At 70.1% G+C, this 20,293-nt stretch carries 19 protein-coding genes; 8 read left to right on the forward strand and 11 right to left on the reverse strand.

Features of this window, described 5'->3' with window-relative positions:
* Positions 1 to 57 precede the first annotated feature (57 nt).
* Positions 58 to 1,026 carry an agmatinase gene (speB, locus tag ACUN0C_RS16215; RefSeq protein WP_445467436.1) on the forward strand — a complete coding sequence of 323 codons (969 nt, stop codon included), beginning with the start codon at positions 58 to 60 and terminating at the stop codon, positions 1,024 to 1,026.
* 8 nt (positions 1,027 to 1,034) lie between these two features.
* Here speB and ACUN0C_RS16220 read toward each other — a convergent pair whose 3' ends face one another.
* Entirely contained in the window at positions 1,035 to 1,433 is a 399-nt protein-coding gene (locus ACUN0C_RS16220; protein WP_445467437.1) for a DUF1622 domain-containing protein, read from the reverse strand.
* Between the two features lie 133 nt (positions 1,434 to 1,566).
* Between ACUN0C_RS16220 and ACUN0C_RS16225 the strand changes: the two genes are divergently transcribed.
* Entirely contained in the window at positions 1,567 to 3,447 is a 1,881-nt protein-coding gene (locus ACUN0C_RS16225; protein ID WP_445467438.1) for an ABC-F family ATP-binding cassette domain-containing protein, read from the forward strand.
* Here ACUN0C_RS16225 and ACUN0C_RS16230 read toward each other — a convergent pair.
* Together ACUN0C_RS16230 and ACUN0C_RS16235 are read right to left on the reverse strand one after the other, a co-directional pair.
* The gene (locus tag ACUN0C_RS16230; protein WP_445467439.1) at positions 3,444 to 3,890 is read right to left on the reverse strand and encodes a DNA polymerase III subunit chi; all 447 of its coding nucleotides are present in this window, start codon (positions 3,888 to 3,890) and stop codon (positions 3,444 to 3,446) included. The two genes, ACUN0C_RS16225 and ACUN0C_RS16230, sit on opposite strands and share 4 nt — an antisense overlap.
* Positions 3,891 to 3,903: 13 nt before the next feature.
* On the reverse strand, positions 3,904 to 5,409 hold the full coding sequence (locus ACUN0C_RS16235) for a leucyl aminopeptidase (RefSeq protein ID WP_445467440.1): 1,506 nt from the start codon (positions 5,407 to 5,409) through the stop codon (positions 3,904 to 3,906).
* A gap of 177 nt (positions 5,410 to 5,586) precedes the next feature.
* Between ACUN0C_RS16235 and lptF the strand changes: the two genes are divergently transcribed.
* The 6 genes from lptF to rsmA all read left to right on the forward strand — a co-directional run bounded on the left by lptF (position 5,587) and on the right by rsmA (position 13,142).
* Positions 5,587 to 6,771 (forward strand): LPS export ABC transporter permease LptF, encoded by a 1,185-nt coding sequence (gene lptF / locus ACUN0C_RS16240; RefSeq protein WP_445467441.1) that lies wholly within the window; start codon positions 5,587 to 5,589, stop codon positions 6,769 to 6,771.
* The gene (gene lptG, locus ACUN0C_RS16245) at positions 6,771 to 7,853 is read left to right on the forward strand and encodes an LPS export ABC transporter permease LptG (protein WP_445467442.1); all 1,083 of its coding nucleotides are present in this window, start codon (positions 6,771 to 6,773) and stop codon (positions 7,851 to 7,853) included. Before lptF ends, lptG begins: the two co-directional genes overlap by 1 nt.
* Positions 7,850 to 10,210: an LPS-assembly protein LptD gene (locus ACUN0C_RS16250; RefSeq protein WP_445467443.1), complete on the forward strand. Its 2,361-nt coding sequence runs from the start codon at positions 7,850 to 7,852 to the stop codon at positions 10,208 to 10,210. Before lptG ends, ACUN0C_RS16250 begins: the two co-directional genes overlap by 4 nt.
* Before the next feature lie 75 nt (positions 10,211 to 10,285).
* Positions 10,286 to 11,251, forward strand: coding sequence for a SurA N-terminal domain-containing protein (locus ACUN0C_RS16255; RefSeq protein WP_445467444.1), 966 nt, complete (start codon positions 10,286 to 10,288; stop codon positions 11,249 to 11,251).
* Positions 11,248 to 12,273 carry a 4-hydroxythreonine-4-phosphate dehydrogenase PdxA gene (gene pdxA / locus ACUN0C_RS16260; RefSeq protein WP_445467445.1) on the forward strand — a complete coding sequence of 342 codons (1,026 nt, stop codon included), beginning with the start codon at positions 11,248 to 11,250 and terminating at the stop codon, positions 12,271 to 12,273. Before ACUN0C_RS16255 ends, pdxA begins: the two co-directional genes overlap by 4 nt.
* A complete protein-coding gene (rsmA, locus tag ACUN0C_RS16265) occupies positions 12,270 to 13,142 on the forward strand; it encodes a 16S rRNA (adenine(1518)-N(6)/adenine(1519)-N(6))-dimethyltransferase RsmA (protein WP_445467446.1) in 873 nt (290 codons plus the stop codon). Before pdxA ends, rsmA begins: the two co-directional genes overlap by 4 nt.
* On the opposite strand, the gene gmk is transcribed toward rsmA, so the two are convergent.
* From gmk to ACUN0C_RS16305, 8 genes are all read right to left on the reverse strand, one after another.
* A complete protein-coding gene (gene gmk / locus ACUN0C_RS16270; protein WP_445467447.1) occupies positions 13,139 to 13,840 on the reverse strand; it encodes a guanylate kinase in 702 nt (233 codons plus the stop codon). The genes rsmA and gmk overlap by 4 nt on opposite strands.
* Complete coding sequence (locus ACUN0C_RS16275; protein WP_445467448.1) at positions 13,837 to 14,724, reverse strand: YicC/YloC family endoribonuclease; 888 nt, start codon at positions 14,722 to 14,724, stop codon at positions 13,837 to 13,839. Before ACUN0C_RS16275 ends, gmk begins: the two co-directional genes overlap by 4 nt.
* Before the next feature lie 79 nt (positions 14,725 to 14,803).
* Positions 14,804 to 16,069, reverse strand: coding sequence for an endolytic transglycosylase MltG (gene mltG / locus ACUN0C_RS16280; RefSeq protein ID WP_445467449.1), 1,266 nt, complete (start codon positions 16,067 to 16,069; stop codon positions 14,804 to 14,806).
* Positions 16,070 to 16,133: 64 nt separating this feature from the next.
* On the reverse strand, positions 16,134 to 17,393 hold the full coding sequence (fabF, locus tag ACUN0C_RS16285; RefSeq protein ID WP_445467458.1) for a beta-ketoacyl-ACP synthase II: 1,260 nt from the start codon (positions 17,391 to 17,393) through the stop codon (positions 16,134 to 16,136).
* 29 nt (positions 17,394 to 17,422) lie between these two features.
* Positions 17,423 to 17,665 (reverse strand): acyl carrier protein, encoded by a 243-nt coding sequence (locus ACUN0C_RS16290; protein WP_445467450.1) that lies wholly within the window; start codon positions 17,663 to 17,665, stop codon positions 17,423 to 17,425.
* 199 nt (positions 17,666 to 17,864) lie between these two features.
* Positions 17,865 to 18,602, reverse strand: a complete 738-nt coding sequence (gene fabG / locus ACUN0C_RS16295; RefSeq protein WP_445467451.1) for a 3-oxoacyl-[acyl-carrier-protein] reductase — start codon at positions 18,600 to 18,602, stop codon at positions 17,865 to 17,867.
* A gap of 15 nt (positions 18,603 to 18,617) precedes the next feature.
* Positions 18,618 to 19,562, reverse strand: coding sequence for an ACP S-malonyltransferase (gene fabD, locus ACUN0C_RS16300; RefSeq protein ID WP_445467452.1), 945 nt, complete (start codon positions 19,560 to 19,562; stop codon positions 18,618 to 18,620).
* 105 nt (positions 19,563 to 19,667) lie between these two features.
* Positions 19,668 to 20,144: an Rrf2 family transcriptional regulator gene (locus tag ACUN0C_RS16305; protein ID WP_445467453.1), complete on the reverse strand. Its 477-nt coding sequence runs from the start codon at positions 20,142 to 20,144 to the stop codon at positions 19,668 to 19,670.
* Positions 20,145 to 20,293: the final 149 nt, after the last annotated feature.

Raw genomic sequence — 20,293 nt, forward strand, 5'->3', positions numbered from 1 at the left:
GGACATGGAAGCGCGTTAGTTGAGCCGATGTCGAGTCACATGCCCGGGAGAAGCGGAATGAGCGGAGCGTCGAACAAGCCGGCCATCGATCACGCAATCCGCGCCGACGAATTCAGGGGCGGCGCCGCCGATCCGACCTATGCCGGCGCGCTGTCCTTCATGCGCCGCCGCTACGGGCGCGACCTCGCCGGAATCGACCTCGCGGTCCTCGGCGTGCCGCTCGACGTCACCGTCACCAACCGGCCGGGCGCCCGGTTCGGCCCGCAGGCCATCCGCCGCGCCTCCGCCATCTTCGACGGCGACCCGCAATACCCGTTCGGCACCGACATCTACGCCGATCTCGCCGCGGTCGACCTCGGCGACGTCTGGCTCGACCTGCACCATCCGGCAACGATTCCGGGCGCGATCGAGGCCGAGGCGCGGCGGGTGATCGAGGCCGGCGTCCACCTCTTCGTCATCGGCGGCGACCATTTCGGCACCTGGCCGCTCCTGAAGGCGCACGCGGCAAGGCACGGCCCGCTCGCTCTCGTGCAGTTCGACGCCCACCAGGACACCTGGCCCGACGACGGCGTCATGCTCTCGCACGGCAATTTCGTGCTGCGCGCCGTGCGGGCCGGCGTGATCGATCCCGGCCGCTCCATCCAGATCGGCATCCGCACCCAGGCGCCGGAGGATTGCGGGATCGAGATCCTGCACGCCTACGACGTGCACCGGCACGGCATCGACTGGGTCGTGGAGCGTATCCTCCGCCGCGTCGGCGATGCGCCGGCCTATCTCACGTTCGACATCGACTGCCTCGATCCGGCCTTTGCGCCAGGCACGGGAACCCCTGTTTCCGGCGGCCTGTCCTCGGCCCAGGCGCTGATGGCGATCGCCGGCCTCGGCGCGGTCGATTTCGTCGGCGGCGACGTCATGGAGGTGTCGCCGCCCTACGACCACGCCGACATCACCGCGATCGCGGCTTCCACCGTGGCGCAGCATTACATCGGCCTCCTGGCCGGCCGCCGCCGCCGCGGCCTCCGCTAGCGCCGGCGTCAGGGACCGGGCGAGGGCTCCGTTGCCTTCTGCCACGGCCAGCGCCCGTCGATCTCGACCTCGAGCGAGAAGCTCAGGAACGTCCGGATAAGGACGATCAGGCCGAGCACGGTGAGGTTGTCGAGGGTCGGCTCGACCGCGACGGTGCCGATGATGTCGGCCGCGACCAGGAACTCCAGCCCGAGCAGGATGCCGCGCGCGAGGCTGGTGCGGAACGCGTGGTAGGCGGCGCTCCAGTCGTGGCCCGCCCGCAGGATGCGGATCGCCGCCGCGGCGGCGACGACGACGCCGAGCGCGATCACCGCGACCCCGCAGACCTCGATGGCGCGCGAGGTCCAGTGGAGGAGAAGGTCGAACCAGTCCGGCGAAACGATCTCGGCTGCCCTCGTCGTCTCCATCCCGGTTCTCCTCGCTCGCCCGCCTCGATCGCGCGGTTGTGCCGCCCGCGCTGCGGCCGTTCAAGCCCGGTCGCACGCCCGGCTGGGCGGCTCCGCTTGCCAGCCGGCGCTCCCCTCGCCTACAGCGACGGTCATGCTGCAAATTTCCGACCTCACGCTGCGGGTAGCCGGCCGCCCCCTCATCGAGGGCGCGAGCGTCGCTGTGCCCGACGGCGCGCGCATCGGCCTCGTCGGCCGCAATGGCGCCGGCAAGACCACGCTCGTCAGGGCGATCGCCGGCGACCTGCAACCGGACGGCGGCCGGATCGACATGCCGAAGGGCGCGCGTCTCGGCCGCGTCGCCCAGGAGGCGCCGGGCGGGCCGGAATCGCTGGTCGAGACGGTTCTCGCCGCCGATCTCGAGCGCAAGCGCCTGCTGGAGGAAGCGGATACCGCGACGGACCCGCACCGGATCGCCGAGATCCACGTCAGGCTCGCCGACATCGGTGCGCACGAGGCGGAGGCGCGCGCGGCGCGGATCCTCGCCGGCCTCGGCTTCGACCACGAGGCGCAGCAGCGGCCATGCTCCTCCTTCTCCGGCGGCTGGCGGATGCGCGTCGCGCTCGCCGCCGTCCTGTTCTCCGAGCCGGACCTCCTGCTCCTCGACGAGCCGACGAACTATCTCGACCTTGAAGGGACCCTCTGGCTGGAGCGCTATCTCGCCCGCTATCCGCGCACCGCGATCATCATCAGCCATGACCGCGACCTCCTCAACAATGCCGTCGACGGCATCGTCCACCTGTTCGACCGCAAGCTCTCCTTCTTCCGCGGCAACTATGATTCCTTCGAGCGGCAGCTGACGGAGGCGCGCGCGCTGCAGAGCAAGCAGCGGGCGAAGCAGGAAGCCGAGCGCAAGCACATGGAGGCGTTCGTCGAGCGCTTCCGCGCCAAGGCGACCAAGGCCCGCCAGGCGCAATCCCGCCTGAAGGCGCTCGCCAGGCTGAAGCCGATCGCCGAGATCACCGAGGAGAACGTCGTCCCGTTCCGCTTCCCCGATCCGGCGCGGCGGCTGTCGCCGCCGATCCTCCGGCTGTCGGACGTCTCGGTCGGCTACGAGCCCGGACGGCCGGTGCTCACACGCCTCGACCTCCGGATCGACGACGACGACCGGATCGCCCTCCTCGGCGCGAACGGCAACGGCAAGTCGACCTTCGCGAAGCTCGTCGCCGGCCGGCTCGAGGCCGAGAGCGGCGAGGTCGTGCGCGCGCCGAAGCTCGAGGTCGGCCTGTTCGCGCAGCACCAGCTCGAGGCGCTCGACCCCGCCCGCTCGGCCTACGACCACGTCCGCGCGCTGATGCCCGGCGCAAGCGAGGCGCAGATCCGCTCGCGGGTCGCCCGCATGGGGCTCTCGACGGAGAAGATGGCGACGGCCGCCGGCGACCTCTCCGGCGGCGAGAAGGCGCGGCTCATGATGGGGATCGCCGCTTTCGGGGCGCCGAACCTCCTGATCCTCGACGAGCCGACCAACCATCTCGACATCGACAGCCGCGAGGCCCTGGTGCACGCGCTCAACGATTACGAGGGCGCGGTCATCCTCATCAGCCACGACCGGCACCTCCTGGAGGCGTGCGCGGACCGGCTCTGGCTGGTCGACCGCGGCACGGTGAAGCCGTTCGACGGCGACCTCGACGATTACCGGCGGCTGGTGCTCTCCCGGGCCGACGGCGAGGCCGCCGCCTCGGCCGCCGAGGACAAGGGCCCGTCGCAGAAGGCGCTGCGGCGGCAGGCGGCGGAACGCCGCGAAGCGCTCGCGCCCCTCCGCAAGAAGATCAAGGATTCCGAGCGTTTGATCGAGAAACTTCAGGGAGAAGTGAAAGCCCTGGACGGCCGCCTTGCGGATCCCGCTTTGTACGGCCAGCCCGATCGCGCCGCCACGCTCGCCCAAGAGCGCGCCCAGAAGCTGAAGGCGCTCGCGCGCGCCGAGGAAAGCTGGCTCGCCCTATCCGAGGAGGAAGCGGCCCTGCAGGCCGGCTAGCCCGCCTTCGCCCAGCGGCCCGCCTCGTCCTGCCGCCAGTACGTGACTTCGTGGCCGGCGGCCTTCGCCGCCTTCCAGCGCTCCCTTGTGGCGGCGAGCGCCTCCGGGTCGAGCCCGTCGAACAGGAAGACGATGCGCGCGTAGCCCTCGGCCTCCGCGACCGCGCCGTCGACCAGGAACCGGATTGCGGCCCCGTTCGGGTTCTCCGCGCCCGTCGTCAGCCAGATCGGCTGATCCTCGGGACGGCCATCCGCGCTCGTCCCGTGCGGCAGGAACGACGAATCGTCGTAGCTCCAGAGATGGGCGTCGAGCGCCTGGAGCCGCTCCTCGCTGCCGGCCTGCACGACGGCGCGCCAGCCCCGCGCGAGGCTCCGGGCCAGCAGCTCCGGCAGCACCCGCTCGAGGGGATGCCGCTCGAGGTGGTAGAACAGCACCTCCGCCACGAGGCTCCCCGGATCAGTCCTTCCGGCGCTCGTAGGTCGACCGGACCAGCTCGTCCAGCAGCCGGACGCCGTAGCCGGAGCCCCAGGACTGGTTGACGTCCGTCGCGGGCGATCCCATGGCCGTCCCCGCAACGTCGAGATGCGCCCAGGGCGTCTCGTTCTCGATGAAGCGCGCGATGAACTGCGCGGCGGTGACCGAGCTCGCCCAGCGCCCGCCGGTGTTCTTCATGTCGGCGACCTTGGAATCGATCAGCTTGTCGTATTCGGCCCCGAGCGGCATGCGCCAGACGCCCTCGCCGGTGTCGCGCCCGGCCTTGTCCAGCGCGGCCGCGAGCTCGTCGTTGTTGGCGAACATGCCGGCGTAATGGTGCCCGAGCGCGACGATGATCGCGCCCGTCAGCGTCGCGAGGTCGACGATCGCCTGCGGCTGCGCCTCGCGCTGGAGGTAGGTCAGCACGTCGGCCAGCACGAGCCGGCCCTCGGCGTCCGTGTTGATGACCTCGATCGTCTGCCCCGACATCGAGGTCACGATGTCGCCCGGGCGCTGCGCGTTGCCGTCCGGCATGTTCTCCACCAGCCCGACGATGCCGACCACGTTCGCCTTCGCCTTGCGGCCCGCCACCGCGCGCATCGCGCCGGCCACGGCGGCGGCGCCCGCCATGTCGCCCTTCATGTCCTCCATGCCGGCCGCCGGCTTGATGGAAATGCCGCCGGTGTCGAACACGACGCCCTTGCCGACGAAGGCGACCGGCTTCTCCTTGCCCTTGCCGCCGTTCCACCGCATCACCACCACCCGCGGCGGCCGCACCGAGCCCTGCGCGACGCCCGCCAGGGCACCCATCTTCTGCTTCCGGATTGCCTTCTCGTCGAGGACCTCGACCTCAACGCCGAATTCGCGAAGCCCTTCCAGCCGCTCGGCGAATTCCACCGGCCCCAGCACGTTCGGCGGCTCGTTGACGAGATCGCGTGCGAAGGTGATGCCTTCCAGCACCGGCTCCAGCTCGCCCCAGGCACGGGCGGCGGCACGCGGATCGCTGACCGCGACGGCGATCCTGCGCGGGCCCTGCGGCTCGTCCGGCTTCTTCTTGGTCTTGTACTTGTCGAAGGCGTAGCTGCGCATCGCGGCACCGAGCGCGACGCTCGCCGCCTGGTCCGGCGTGACCGCTTCCCCGTCGGCGCGCTCCAGGACCAGCGTGAGTTCGCCATTGCCGCCGGCGGCCGCCGCCGCCACGCCGCCGAGCTTCAGCCAGTCGGCCTGCCGCAGCTTCTCCGGCTCGCCGAGGCCGACATGGACGACGCGGTCGAGCTCGCCGCCGCCGGGGGCGAGCTGCTGCACCGACTTCATCGCCCCGCCTTCGAACTTCGCGGCCCGCGCGATCCGGCCGAACGCCCCCCCGCTCTGCTCGTCGAGACCGGCGGCGACCGGGCCGAGCTTCAGCGACTTGTCGGTCAGAAGGACCACGGTGCCGGCTTTCGGCGCTTCGAGCTTCACGAAAGCGATCGCTGGGCGTTCGGCCATTCTCTTGCCTCATGGCTAAATGACAGGCATGGGGTTCGTCGGCTAGCGTAGACAGGCTGTCGGCCCGCCGCGTCAAGAGCCGACCGCGTTAACCATGCTCGTTCGCTCTTTCTTAGCCATGGGTCGGCAAGCTCGCCCGGCTCGGAACCGCGGCAGCCGCAGGAGCCACACCGTCGCATGCCCCTGATCGAGCGATACATCTTCCGCCGGATCCTGAGCGTGTTCGCGATCACGCTCGGGGCGCTGGTGGGGACGGTCTGGATCACGCAGGTCCTGCGCGAGCTCGACCTCGTGACCGCGAAGGGACAGACCATCTGGCTCTTCCTGGTCGTCACCGCGCTCGCTCTGCCGTCGATCGTCCAGATCGTCGCGCCGATCGCTTTCCTCGTCGCGGTCGTCGTCGCGCTGAAGTCGATGAACGCGGACAGCGAGCTCGCCGTCGTCGCGGCCTCCGGCGCGTCCGGCCGGGCCGTGAACCGCCCCGTGCTCGCCCTCGCGGCCATGGTGTTCCTGGCGGTCGCGCTGCTCCATCACGTCGTGTCGCCCGCCGGCCTCGGCGCGCTGCGCGTCCTCATCACCAAGGTGCGCGCCGACTTGATCGCCACCGTGATCAAGGACGGCGGGTTCCGCACAGTGGAATCCGGCCTGACCATCCACATCCGCGAGAAGATGCCGGACGGCAGCTTCCGCGGCGTGTTCGTGAACGACGACCGCGATCCCGGCGAGTCCCTCCAGTACTCGGCCGAGCAGGGCCTCCTGCTGGAGAATGCCGCCGGCGCGTTCCTGGTGATGCGCGACGGGCACGCCATCCGCGAGAACCGCGTCGCGCGCTCCAACAGCGTCGTGCAGTTCGAGACCTACGCGTTCGATCTCAGCCAGCTCACGGGCAGCGCCACCGTACCCTTCTACAAGCCGCGCGAGCGGGGCACGCTCTATCTCCTGTCGCCCGATCCCGACGACACCTACGCGACGCGCTTCCCGGAGCGCATGCGCTCGGAGCTCCACGACCGCATCACCGCGCCGTTCTACACCTTCGCCTTCGCGCTGATCGCCCTCGCGTTCATGGGCCGCGCCCGCACGGCGCGGCAGGACAGGAGCTTCGCGATCGCCGCCGTCGTCGTGATCGCGCTTGCCGTCCGCGGCGCCGGCTTCGCCGTCGTCGGTGCCTCCACCGGGTCGCCGACCGCCCTCACGCTGATGTACGTGATCCCCTTGCTCGGCATTCTCGCCGGCTGGCTGGCCCTCGTCGGCCACGCGCGGCTGAGGGTGCCCCCGGCCGTCGAGCACACCCTCGATTGGGTCGCTCACGGGATCGGCCGCATCGCCGGACGTTCTGCCACCGCCGCGGCCGGACGCCCGTGATGCTGCCCGGCATCCTCACCCGATACGTCACGCGGCGGTTCACCGGCTCGGTGACGCTCATCCTTGCGGGCATGATGGTGCTCGTCTTCCTCGTCGATTTCGTCGAGTTCGTGCGGCGGTTCAGCGACCGGGCGGATTTCACCGCCGGCACGGGCTTCTACATGGCGCTGCTCCGCGCACCGTTCCTCGCCGAGACCATCCTGCCCTTCGCCTTCCTGTTCGGCGCCATGCTCGGCCTGCTCGGCCTGTCGCGCCGGCTCGAGCTCGTGGTGGCGCGCGCGAGCGGCGTCTCGGCCTGGCGCTTCCTGGCCGGCCCGATGGCGGTCGCGATCGCCTTCGGCCTGCTGTCGAGCCTCGCCGTCAACCCGTTCGCCGTCGCCTGGAAGGACACGGCCGACAGGATGGAGGCCCAGCTGACCGGAGCGGATGCCCCGCGCGACCAGACCGGCGTCTGGTTCCGGCAGGAAGGCGTCGACGGCCCGTCCATCATCTATGCGCGCCGCGTCGACGACGACGGCCTTTCGCTGCTCGGGCCAACCGCCTTCGTCTTCGACCAGCGCGGCGGCTTCCGGGAGAAGGCGGTGGCGAACACCGCAACATACGCGCCGGGGCGCTGGATCCTCAGGAATGCCACCGTGACCTCGGCGGAGCGCCGGCCGGAGCCGGTGGAATCCTACATCGTGCCGACCGACCTCACCCGCGCCCAGTTGAGGCAGACGCTCCAGGCGAACCAGACGCAATCCGTCTGGTCCCTGCCCGGCTACATAGAGACCGCGGAACGGACGGGCATCAACACCGACCGCCCCCGCCTTGCCTTCCACAGCCTGCTCGGCCGGCCCTTCTTCCTCGCGTCCATGGTGACCATCGCCGCGAGCGTCAGCCTTCGCCTGTTCCGTCACGGCGGGATCGGCCAACTCGTCGTGACTGGCGTGATTGCGGGCTTTCTGCTTTATGTCCTGACCGAAGTCGTATCGGACCTCGGGGGGAACGGTGTCATCAGTCCGGCGCTGGCGGCCTGGTTGCCGCCCATCCTCGCGCTGACGTTCGGGGCAACAGCCCTATTGTACCAGGAGGACGGATGACGAGGCGCAGCGTTTATGCGCGGTCGCGCCGTCTTGGTCGCGCTGCCCGCGGGCTTGCGCGCACGACGCTGTTCGTCTTCTTAACGGCCGCCGCCGGGCTGCCGGGGCCGGCATTCGCGCAGGCCATCGGCGAGCTGGGCGAGATCGCCCCGACCGATCCCGATGCGCGGATGCTGCTCGAAGCCGATCAGCTCGTCTACGATTTCGACAACAAGGTCGTGTCCGCCGTCGGCGGCGTCCAGATCTACTACGACGGCTATACCGTCACCGCCGCCGAGGTCAGCTACGCCCAGGCGCAGGGCCGGCTGATCGCCACCGGCGGCGTCAGGATCGTGGAGCCGGACGGCAACATCATCACGGCCGAATCCGCCGACCTCACCGATACCTTCCGCGACGGCTTCATCGAGAGCCTCAACGTCCAGACCGTCGACCGCGCCCGCTTCGCCGCGAACAGCGCCTCGCGGCAGGCCGGCAACGTGACCGTCTTCTCCGAGGGAGTCTACACCGCCTGCGAGCCCTGCAAGGACGATCCGCGCCGCCCGCCGCTGTGGCAGGTGAAGGCGAAGCGCATCATCCACGACAAGCGGGCACGCACCGTCTACTACGAGCACGGCTCGCTGGAGTTCTTCGGCGTCCCGGTCGCCTACACACCGTACTTCTTCCATCCCGATCCGACCGTGAAGCGGAAGACGGGCTTCCTTATCCCGAGCATCAGGCAATCCGCCGCCCTCGGCTTCGGCGTCACCACGCCCTTCTTCTGGAACCTCGCGCCGAACTACGACCTGACCTTCTCGCCGACATACTTTTCCCGGCAGGGCCTGCTCGCCGAGGTCGAGTGGCGCCACCGCGTGCTCAGCGGCTCCTACGACGTCCGCGTCGCCGGCATCTTCCAGCAGTCCCCGCAGGCCTTCAACGGCCTGAGCGGAGACCGCGATTCCCGCGGCAGCATCCAGACGAGGGGCGCCTTTGCGCTCTCCTCGCAATGGACCACCGGCTGGGACGTCACGATGACCAGCGACCGCACCTTCGGACGCGATTACAGCATCCGGGGCGCCACGGCGCTCGACGTGCCCTCGACGCTCTATCTGACCGGCATGAGCGAGCGAAACTACTTCGATGTGCGGGCGTACTACTTCCGCGTCCAGCGCGAGAACACGATCGAGTACGATGCGATCACCGGCGCCGCGACGGTGCATGACGATCAGCGCGAGCAGGCGGTGATCCACCCGGTCCTCGACCACAACTACATCTTCGGCGAACCGGTGCTGGGCGGGGAACTCCGCCTCGATTCCAATGTGACGAGCCTTTCGCGCGCCGCCAGCGACCGCCGCACCGTTCCCGCGATCGACTATTACAACGGCGTCGCGGGCAATTTCAGCCGCGCCTCGACCGGTGCGTCCTGGCAGCGGACGCTGATCGGCGCGGGCGGTCAGGTCTTCACGCCCTTCGCCTACCTGAAGGCCGATCTCAACTGGGTCAACGCCGACAACCCGCTGAGCGGGCTTCCCTCCGACGAGTTCCTGTCGCGGGCCATGCCGGCGTTCGGCCTCGAGTACAAATGGCCGTTCATCGCCACCACCAGCTTCCTCACCCAGACCTTCAGCCCGATCGCGCAGATCATCGTGCGCCCGAACGAGCAGCACGTCGGCAGACTGCCGAACGAGGACGCCCAGAGCCTCGTCTTCGACGACACGATCCTGTTTGCGCGCGACAAGTTCTCCGGCTACGACCGCCAGGAGGGCGGCACCAGGGCCAATCTGGGCGTGTCCTACTACGCCCAGTTCCTCAACGGCTGGAGCGTCGACGCGCTCGCCGGGCAATCCTTCCAGCTGGCCGGGACGAACTCCTTCGCGCAGACCGACATGTCGCTGACCGGCGTCGGATCGGGGCTCGATACCGATCGCTCGGACTATGTCGGCAGGGTCACGGTCGACAGCGGGCGGGGCATCTCGGTGACCGGCCGCGCCCGGTTCGACGAGAAGGACCTCACGCTGGAGCGGGCCGAGGTGAGCGGCACGCTGGCGCGCGGCCGCAACAGCGCGAGCCTCGGCTACGCCTATCTCGAGGCCCGCCCCGAGCAGGGCATCCTGAACGACCGGCGCGAGGTTGCGGCCGCGGGGGTGCTCGCCGTGTCCCGCACCTGGTCGGTCAGCGGCGGCCTCACCTACGATCTGGAGAACGACAGCATCATCAAGCACAGCGTCGGGCTCGCTTACGACGACGAGTGCTTCAACCTCTCGGCCACCTATTCCGAGACGCTGGACCGGTACTCCGACATCGTGACCGACAAGAAGGTGTTCGTGCGGTTCAACCTCAGGACCATCGGCGATACGGCGCTGACCTCGAGCGTCAATTGAGCGCCACCGGAATGTTGACAGATTTGCGCGCTTGAAGGACGACCTCCAGGCATGACCACGATCGGCTGAAGGAACATGAACATCCTCTATCGGCGCTCCGGAACGGTGCGCGCACGCATTGCGGTCCGGGTTGCGGCGCTTGCCTTCGCCGGCGCCATGATGGCCGTTCCCGCCTCGGGCACCCTCGCGCAGACCGCCATCAAGGTCCTGGTCAACAACGAGCCGGTCACCAGCTACGACATCGACAACCGGTCGCGGCTCCTGAACCTGACGACCGGCGGCAAGGCGGGCCGGCAGCAGGCCGTCGAAGAGCTGATCAACGACCGGCTGAAGCTGCAGGAAGCCAAGCGGCGCAACATCAACGTCGCCGACACCGAGGTGCAGCGCGCCTTCGCGACCATTGCCGAGCGCGCCAAGCTCTCCCCCGCCAACCTCGAGAAGGCACTGCGTCAGTCCGGCGTCGATCCGGCGACGCTGAAGGCGCGGATCCGTGCCGAGATCGCGTGGGGCGAGGTGGTCCGCTCGCGCTTCCGCGCCTCGGTGAGCGTCTCCGAGCGCGAGGTGGCCGACGCTCTCGCGAAGAAGACCGGCACGAGCCAGGCGGCGCAGCAGGCGGTCTTCTCGTTCGAGCTCCAGCCGGCCATCTCGATCGTGCCGGCCAAGGCGACGAAGGCGCAGGAAGCGCAGGCGCTCAATCAGGCGAATGCCTACCGCAGCCGCTTCAACGGCTGCGACGGCAGCCTCGAAGTCGCCAAGAGCCTCAAGGGCGTGGTCGTGAAGGCCCGCGTCCTGCGCGAGGAGGGCCAGCTCGGCGGCGAGATCGGGGACGCCATCCTCGCCACCGAGGCCGGCAAGGCGACGAAGCCGATCCGCACCGAGGAAGGCTACCAGATCATCGGCGTCTGCGCCCGCAAGACCATCCAGGGCCAGACCAAGGCCGCCGAGGAGGTCCGGGACGAGCTCTCGAACCAGCGCGGCGAGATGATGGCGCGCCAGTACCTGCGCGATCTCCGCGCTCTTTCGGTGATCGAGACACGGTGAGCGCAGAGACAGCCGGGCGGCCGCTCGCACTGACGGTCGGCGAGCCCGCGGGCATCGGGCCGGACGTCACGCTCGGGGCCTGGCTCCGCCGCGACCGGGATGGCGTTCCGCCCTTCCTCTTCGTGGGCGACAGCGACCTCCTGCGCCGCCGCGCGGAGGTTCTCGGCCTCCATGTCCCGGTCGCCGATTGTGCCCCCGGCGAGGCATCCGGCATCTTCGCGCGCTCCCTCCCCTGCCTGGCGGGTGCGCGGAAGGTCGCCGGCGAGCCCGGCCGAATCGCCCCGGCCGACAGCCCCGCCGTCGTCGATTCGATCGCCCGCGCCGTGGCGTTCGTCCGCTCGGGCGAAGCCGCCGCGGTCGTGACCAACCCGATCCAGAAGAAGGCGCTCGCCGATATCGGCTTCGAGCATCCCGGGCACACGGAGTATCTGGGGCAGCTCTCGGCCGCGCAGTTCGGGGTCGAGGCGCGGCCGGTGATGATGCTCGCCGGCCCGATGCTCCGCGTCGTGCCCGTCACCATCCACGTCCCGCTCCGCGCCGTCCCCGACCTCCTCACCACCGCGCTGATCGTGGAAACGGCACGGATCGTCGCCGCTGACCTCGCAACCCGGTTCGGCCTCGCGCGGCCGCGGCTCGCGCTCGCCGGCCTCAACCCGCATGCCGGCGAGGACGGGATGCTCGGCAGCGAGGACGGCGCGGTCGTGCGCCCCGCGGTCGAGATCCTGCGGGCGGAGGGGATCGACGCCACCGGCCCGCTTCCGGCCGACACCATGTTCCATGCAGCCGCCCGCGAGCGCTACGACGCGGCGCTCTGCATGTACCACGACCAGGCGCTCATCCCGATCAAGACGCTCGCTTTCGACGATGCCGTGAACGTCACCCTCGGCCTGCCGTTCGTGCGGACCTCGCCCGACCACGGCACGGCGCTCGACATCGCCGGCACCGGCCGCGCCCGCGCCGATAGCCTGGTCGCAGCGCTGAAGCTCGCGGCCGCGATGGCCGGCCGCGAGCAGGCGGCGTGACCGCAGGCGACGACCCTCTCGAGCGGCTGCCGCCGCTACGCGACGTGATCGCCGCCCACGGCCTCGCGGCTCGCAAGTCGCTCGGCCAGAACTTCCTGCTCGACCTCAACCTGACCCGGCGCATCGCCCGCGCCGGCGGCCCGCTCCGGGGCGTCCACGTTCTCGAGGTCGGCCCGGGGCCGGGCGGCCTCACGCGCGCCCTCCTCCTCGAAGGAGCCGACCACGTTACCGCCATCGAGCGCGACGCGCGCGCCATCCCCGCGCTCCGCGAGATCGCCGAGGCGGCTCCCGGGCGGCTGACGATCGTGGAAGGCGACGCCCTCGAGGTCGACTATGCCGGCCTCGCCCGGGGGCGGCCGAGCCGGATCGTCGCCAACCTGCCCTACAACATCGCCACCGTCCTCCTGACCGGCTGGCTCGGCGGCGACGCCTGGCCGCCCTGGTGGGCGAGCCTGACCCTCATGTTCCAGAAGGAGGTGGCCGAGCGGATCGTCGCTCCGCCCGGCGCGCCCGCCTACGGCCGGCTGGCGGTGCTGGCCGGCTGGCGCACGCGCGCCGACCTCCTCTTCGACGTGCCGGCCCGCGCTTTCACGCCGCCGCCGAAAGTGACGTCGTCGGTGGTCCGGCTGGAACCGCGCCCCGATGCGGTGTCCGTCCCCGCGCGGGCGCTCGAGCGGGTCACGGCGGCCGCGTTCGGGCAGCGCCGGAAGATGCTGCGTTCCAGCCTCAGGCCGCTCTGGCCTGACGCCGGGGCCGTCCTGCATGACATCGGGATCGACCCGGAGATGCGGGCCGAGCGTCTCGATGTCGACGGCTTCCTCGCGCTCGCCCGGCTTCTGGCGGCAGGCCCGCCGGCGGCCGGGCCTTAAGGCCTGACGGTCCCCGCCCGGGCCGGCTGTTCGGCTCCGAGCAACGCCTCGCCCTCGTCGATCAGGCCTTCCACGAAGCCCGCCAGCGTCGTGAAGCGGGTCCGCCGGAACCGCTCGGCGATGAGGATGGAGCGCACCGCCTCGTAGGACCGCTCGAGATCCTCGTTCACGATCACGTACTCGTATTCGAACCACTTGCCGATCTCGACGATCGCGTTCCTGAGCCGCCGCTCGATCACATCGGGATTGTCTTCCGCCCGGCGCTCCAGCCGCGCCTTCAGTTCGCGGAAGCTCGGCGGCAGCACGAACACCCTGACGATGTCGGGGGCGAGCGCGGCGTCGCGGCAGAGCTGCTCCGTCCCCTGCCAGTCGATGTCGAAGAGGACGTCGCGCCCCTGCGCCAGCGCCTTCTCCACGGGCTCGCGCGGGGTGCCGTAGAAATTGCCGTGGACCTCCGCCCATTCGAGCAGGTCGCCGCGGTCACGCATGCGGCGGAACTCGTCCTGGTCGCGGAAGAAGTAGTGGCGGCCCTCGATCTCGCTCGGGCGTTTGGCGCGGGTCGTCACCGAGATAGACAACTGCAGGTCGCGATGCGCCTCGAGGAGCAGGCGCGTCAGGGTGGACTTGCCCGCACCCGAGGGCGAGGACAGCACGAACATCAGTCCCCTGCGGGGCAGCAATGCGGGTTCGGAGGTCATTCCAGGTTCTGCACCTGCTCGCGGAATTGGTCGACGGCGGTCTTCAGCTCCAGCCCGACCGCCGAGAGCCGGCTGTCGAAGGCCTTCGCGCAAAGCGTATTGGCCTCGCGGTTGAACTCCTGGGCGAGGAAGTCCAGGCGGCGCCCGACGGGGCCGCCCTCGGCGAGCCTCGCCCGCGCGCTCTGGACGTGGCTTCTGAGGCGGTCGATCTCCTCGCGCACGTCGGCGCGGGTCGCGGCGAGGATCGCCTCCTGGTGGAGCCGCTCCGGATCGAGCCCGCCGCCGGCGGAGACGAGCGCCGCCACCTGGTCGGCGATCCGCTGGCGCAGAAGGTCCGGGGCCTCCGCGCCGAGCGCGGCTGCGCGCCCGACGAGCCGTTCGATCGCGTCGAGCAGCCCGGAAAGGATCTGGCCGAGCCTTGCCCCCTCCTCGCCCCGCGCGGCGGACAGTGCCAGGATCGCCTCGCCGAACCCGTCGATTATCGCGGCGTCACGCACCGCCTCGGCGTCCGGCGACAGCGCCGGCTGCATCTCCTCCAGCACGCCCGGAATCCTGAGGATGCCGTCCGCGGTGGGCGGCGCGATCCCCTCTTCGTTGGCAAGCCGCCGGGCGAGCGTCAGCACGAGGGCGAGCCCCGCCTCGTTGAGTCGGAGGGGCTTGATGTCCTCGGCCGCTTCTCTCGTCAGGGCGAACTGGCAGGTGCCCCGCGTCAGGGAATCCCGGGCTGTCTGGCGGATGGCGGCTTCCAGATGGTCGAGCCCGGGCGGCAATCTCAGCCGGATGTCGAGGCCGCGCGCGTTGACCGTCTTCAGTTCCCAGGCGTAGCGCTGCCCGAAGCCCTCGACGGACCGGCGCGCGAACCCGGTCATGCTGTGCAATGTCATCGGCCATCCCGTGCGCGTCGAAAACGCGGCGGACACTACCGGCGCCGTCGCGCCGCAACAAGGCGCGACGTGCCGGCCGTTAGGGTCGGGCGGCCGGCGGGGGCTCCGCTTCGACGCCCTCGAGCGAGGCGTCGGTGGCCGCGGCCGTACCCCCGGCGGCCTTCACCGCTTCCTGCCTCGCCTGCTCGATCTTGCGCCAGCGCGCCACGTTCCGGTTGTGCTCGTCCAGCGACGTGGCGAAGACGTGCCCTCCGGTCCCGTCGGCAACGAAGTAGAGCTCGTCGGTTCGCGACGGATTCGCCACCGCCTCCAGCGATTCCCGGCCCGGATTGGCGATCGGCGTCGGCGGCAGGCCGGCGATCGTATAGGTGTTGTAGGGCGTCTCCCGGTTGATGTCGGAGCGCATGATCGGCCGGTCCGGCGGTTTGCCCTTGCCGCCGAACATGCCGTAGATGATCGTCGGATCCGACTGCAGCCGCATGTTCTTCTTCAGCCGGTTGATGAAGACGGCGGCGACCCGCGGGCGCTCGTCGGCCCGCCCCGTCTCCTTCTCGACGATCGAGGCGAGCGTGACGAAATCCTCGACATTGTCGATCGGCACGTCGGGCGACCGGCGCGCCCAGATCTCCTCGACGGCCTTCTGCTGCGCCCGCTTCATCTGGTCGAGGATCTGCTGGCGGCTGGTGCCCCGCGTGAACTTGTACGTGTCCGGCAGCAGCGCCCCTTCCGGCGGGACTTCCGCCACTTCGCCCACGAGCACGTCGTTGGCGAGCAGTCGATCGACCACCTGCTGGCTCGTCACCCCCTCGGGCACTGTGAAGGCGTGCAGGATCGACCGGCCGGAGACGAGCGCGTCCATCACCTCGCGCATGCTGACGCCCGGCTCGAAGAGATACTCGCCCGCCTTCAGCCTGCTCTCCTGCTTGTAAAGCCGCACGCCGTTCGAGAAGATGAAGTCGCTGTCGATCACCTGCTGGCGCTTGAGAAGAGAAGCGATCGATTCGAGGTCGGTCCCGCGCGGGATCATCACCGTCTTTGATTCGCCGAGCGGCCCCTGGGCCACGAACCGGGACTTGCCGAAATAGAGGCCTGCGCCGACGGCGACCATGCCGATGACCGCAACCATGATGAAGAAGTTCAGGGCGACGACGAGCGGGTGACGGACGCGTTTGGAGCGGGGGGGCATGGGCGGGGCCTTCTCCGGCTGGATCGCCTGACGCGGGCTCTTGGGACTGATCCGGCGCCGCGGCGGCTCAGGAGCGACGGTTGCCGCGGTCCGGACGTCGCCGTCGCCCTCGCCGGGCTCGAACGGGCCGTCGGGATCCCGTTGCTTATCCTCGCTCATCGGCCCTCTTCATTCCACCCGCGCCAGGCGACCCTAGCGCGGAATATGGCGAAAGCGGGAAGGATCAGGCGCGCCGGAACACCAGTGACGCGTTCGTGCCGCCGAACCCGAAGGAGTTCGAGAGCGCGACGTCGATCTGTTTGTGCTTCGCCCGGTGCGCCACGAGGTCGATCGGCGTCTCCACCGAGGGATTGTCGAGATTGATGGTCGGCGGTGCGACATTGTCCCGGATCGCCAGCACGGAGAAGATCGCCTCCACCGCGCCGGCGGCGCCCAGGAGATGCCCGATGGCGGACTTCGTCGAGGACATCGTGAGCTGGGAAGCGGCGTTCCCCATGACGCGCTCCACCGCCCCGAGCTCGAGTTCGTCTCCGAGCGGCGTCGATGTGCCGTGCGCATTCACGTAGTCGACCTCGGAGGGGTCGATCTCCGCGCGCTTCAGCGCGGCGCGCATGCAGCGGTAGGCGCCGTCGCCGTCTGGCGCAGGCGCGGTGATGTGGTAGGCGTCGCCCGAAAGGCCGTAGCCGATCACCTCTGCGTAGATCTTCGCGCCGCGCGCCTTGGCGTGCTCGTGCTCTTCGAGGACGACGACGCCCGCGCCCTCCCCCATCACGAAGCCGTCACGGTCCTTGTCGTAGGGTCGGGATGCGCGCTGCGGGTCGTCGTTGAAATGAGTCGAGAGCGCCCGGCAGGCGGCGAAGCCCGCGAGCGAAATCCGGCTGACCGGCGATTCGGTGCCGCCGGCGAGCATGACGTCGGCGTCGCCCAGCGCGATCAGCCGCGCCGCGTCGCCGATCGCATGCGATCCGGTCGAGCAGGCCGTCACCACGGAATGGTTCGGGCCCTTGAGGCCGTGCTTGATGGAGACGTAGCCAGCGGCGAGATTGATCAGCCTGCCGGGGATGAAGAACGGCGAGATGCGCCGGGGCCCCTTCTCGTGGAGCGTGATGCCCGCTTCCACGATGCCGCCAATGCCGCCGATGCCGGAGCCGATCAGCACGCCGGTCGCAGCCCGGTCGTCCTCGCTCTCGGGAAGCCAGCCAGAATCGGCCAGCGCCTCGTCGGCGGCGGCGACCGCATAGACGATGAAGTCGTCGACCTTGCGCTGCTCCTTCGGCTCCATCGCCCGGTCGGGATCGAAGGTGCCGTCGGTGCCGTCGCCGCGCGGGATCCGGCAGGCGATCTGGCAAGCCAGGTCGTCCACCTCGAACTCCGCGACCCGCCGGGCGCCGCTCTGGCCGGCCAGCAGGCGCGACCAGGTGGTTTCGACGCCGCTGCCAAGCGGCGTCACCATGCCGAGGCCAGTGACGACGACGCGTCTCATCATGTCAGCAGGATCGGTACGAGCCGGCCTCAGGCCGTGCTCTTCTCCAGGAAGCGGACCGCGTCCCCCACCGTCAGGATGGTCTCGGCCGCGTCGTCCGGAATCTCCACGCCGAATTCTTCTTCGAAGGCCATCACGAGCTCGACGGTGTCGAGGCTGTCGGCACCGAGATCGTCGATGAAGCTCGCGTCCTTGGTGACCTTTTCCTCTTCGACGCCGAGGTGCTCGATCACGATCTTCCGCACGCGCGCTTCGATGTTGTTGTCGCTCATCCGCATCTTCCTTCGAAAGAATGGCCGCTCCCGGCCCCGTGATCACAATAGCCCCAACTGCCGGCGTGAACCGATGTTCCCGAGCTGTCCAGGGAGGGCAGTTGGGCGGTCGTTAACACGTTTCCGGCGGCTTGACCAGAAGCCGGAAAGCGCCGGAAAGCGCCTCTTTTGGACGGTCCGCCACCCTGCCGCAGCGTCGTCAGATCATCGCCATTCCGCCGTTCACGTGCAGCGTCTGGCCGGTGACGTAGGCCGCCTCGTCGCTGGCGAGGTAGGCGACGGCGGCGGCAATCTCGGCGCCCGTTCCGAGCCGCCCCGCCGGTATCGTGCCGAGAATCCCCTCGCGCTGCTTCTCGTTGAGCGCGTCCGTCATCGCGCTCTGGATGAATCCCGGCGCCACGCAATTCACGGTGATCCCGCGGCTGGCGACCTCCTGCGCGAGCGCCTTCGACATGCCGATCAGGCCGGCCTTGGACGCCGCATAGTTCGCCTGCCCCGCATTGCCGGTTACGCCGACCACCGACGTGATAGCGACGATTCGGCCGAAGCGCTGCTTCATCATGCCGCGAAGCGCCGCCCGCGAGAGCCGGAACGCGGCCTCGAGGTTCACCCGCAGCACGATCTGCCAGTCCTCGTCCTTCATGCGCATGGCGAGCCCGTCGCGCGTCAGGCCGGCATTGTTCACCAGGATGTCGAGCCCGCCCATTGCGGCCTCCGCTGCCGGCAGCAGCCGGTCCACCTCGCCGGCATCGGCGAGGTTCGCCGGAGCGATGTGCGTCCGGTCGCCGAGCCGGTCCGCCACCGCCCGAAGCGCGTCCATACGCGTTCCGGACAGCGTGACCGTCGCGCCCTGCGCATGAAGCGCCTCCGCGATCGCGCTGCCAATCCCGCCGCTCGCGCCGGTGACCAGCGCACGCCGCCCCTGAAGGCTGAACATCATCGTCCTCCGATCTCAGGCCTTGAGCTTCGCGGCGACCGCGGCCGCCTCTTCGGGCGTGCCGGCGACCATCGTCTCCGCGTCCGGCGCGATCCGCTTGACGAGCCCGCTCAGCACCTTGCCCGCACCGACTTCGACGAACCGGTCGACCCCGTTCGCCGCGAGCCAGACGATCGACTCGCGCCAGCGCACGGTCCCGGTCACCTGCTCCACGAGCCGCTGCCGGATCTGGGTCGGATCGGCGAGCGGTGACGCGAGCACGTTGGCCACGACCGGCACGACCGGCGGATGGATATGCACCTTGGCCAGCGCGTCGGCCATGACCTCTGCGGCCGGGCTCATCAGCGCGCAATGGAAGGGCGCGCTGACCGCCAGCATCATGGCCCGGCGCGCGCCGCGGCCCTTGGCGATCTCGACGGCACGCGCCACCGCCGCCCTGTCGCCCGACACCACCACCTGGCCCGGCGCGTTGTCGTTCGCGGCCTGGCAGACGTCGTCGCCGGCCGCCTCCTCCGCGATCGCGCGGGCCGCATCGAGGTCGAGGCCGAGAAGGGCCGCCATCGCGCCCTGCCCGGCGGGCACGGATTCCTGCATGGCGTCGCCGCGGATGCGCAGGAGACGCGCGGCATCGGCGAGAGCGAGGCTGCCGGCGGCCGTCAGCGCGGAATACTCGCCGAGCGAATGGCCGGCGACGTAGGCGGCATGCGTGGCGACGTCGATCCCCTCCTCGCGGAGCGCGGCCAGCGCCGCCATGCTCGCCGCGAGCAGCGCCGGCTGCGCGTTGCGGGTCAGCGTGAGCACATCCTCCGGTCCCTCGAAGATCAGGCCCGAAAGGCGCTCGCCGAGCGCGTCGTCGACCTCCTCGAACACGCGCGCGGCCGATGGCACCCGGTCGGCCAGCGCCTTGCCCATTCCCACCGCCTGGCTGCCCTGGCCGGGAAAGATGAAAGCGTTGGTCATGCGTCTCCGTCCCTGTCGAATTTCGGGCCCCGTCGAATTTCGGGCCCTGTCGAGTCTCGGGCCCTGTGGAATTTCGGGGCGATCCACACCGGCAGGGGCGAGAAGTCAAGCGTGCGGGGCGTCCGCCTGCACCGCAGCGGGTCCCGCGGCGCCGAGGCCGAGCAGCGACCGGAGCGGCGCGTGCGGCGCGGCGATGTCGGCCAGCGTATAGCGGTCGAGCACGCCGAGGAACGCGTCCCGCGCCTCGCCGAAGACGCCGCGGAGACGGCATGCCGGCGCGATGGCGCAGCCGGCCCGGTCCGGCGCGAAGCATTGGGCTAGGATGAAGTCCTCCTCCGCGATCCGAACGACCTCGCCGACCGTGATCTCGTCCGCGCGCCGCGCCAGGCGCAGCCCGCCGCGCCGGCCGCGCACGGTCTGCACGTAGCCCGAACGCCCCATCTCGTGCGCGACCTTCATGAGATGGTTGCGCGAAATGCCGTAGGCCACGGAAACGTCTTCGATCGTCGCCAGCCCGTCCGGCTTCACCGCGAGAAAGATGAGGAGGCGCAGGGCGTAATCGGTGTAGAGGGTCAGGCGCAACGAATGCTCCAGCGGCTCGCCCGCGCCATCTTGCGCGGCGGGTCGGCTTGCACTAGCACAAACCAGCCTTGCCAGTACCACTTTTCGGGCGCGACGCGAAGCCGCCCGGCCGGGAGACCGCCATGACCTACGTGGTCACCGAGAACTGC

It is taken from the genome of Faunimonas sp. B44, from assembly GCF_052655945.1.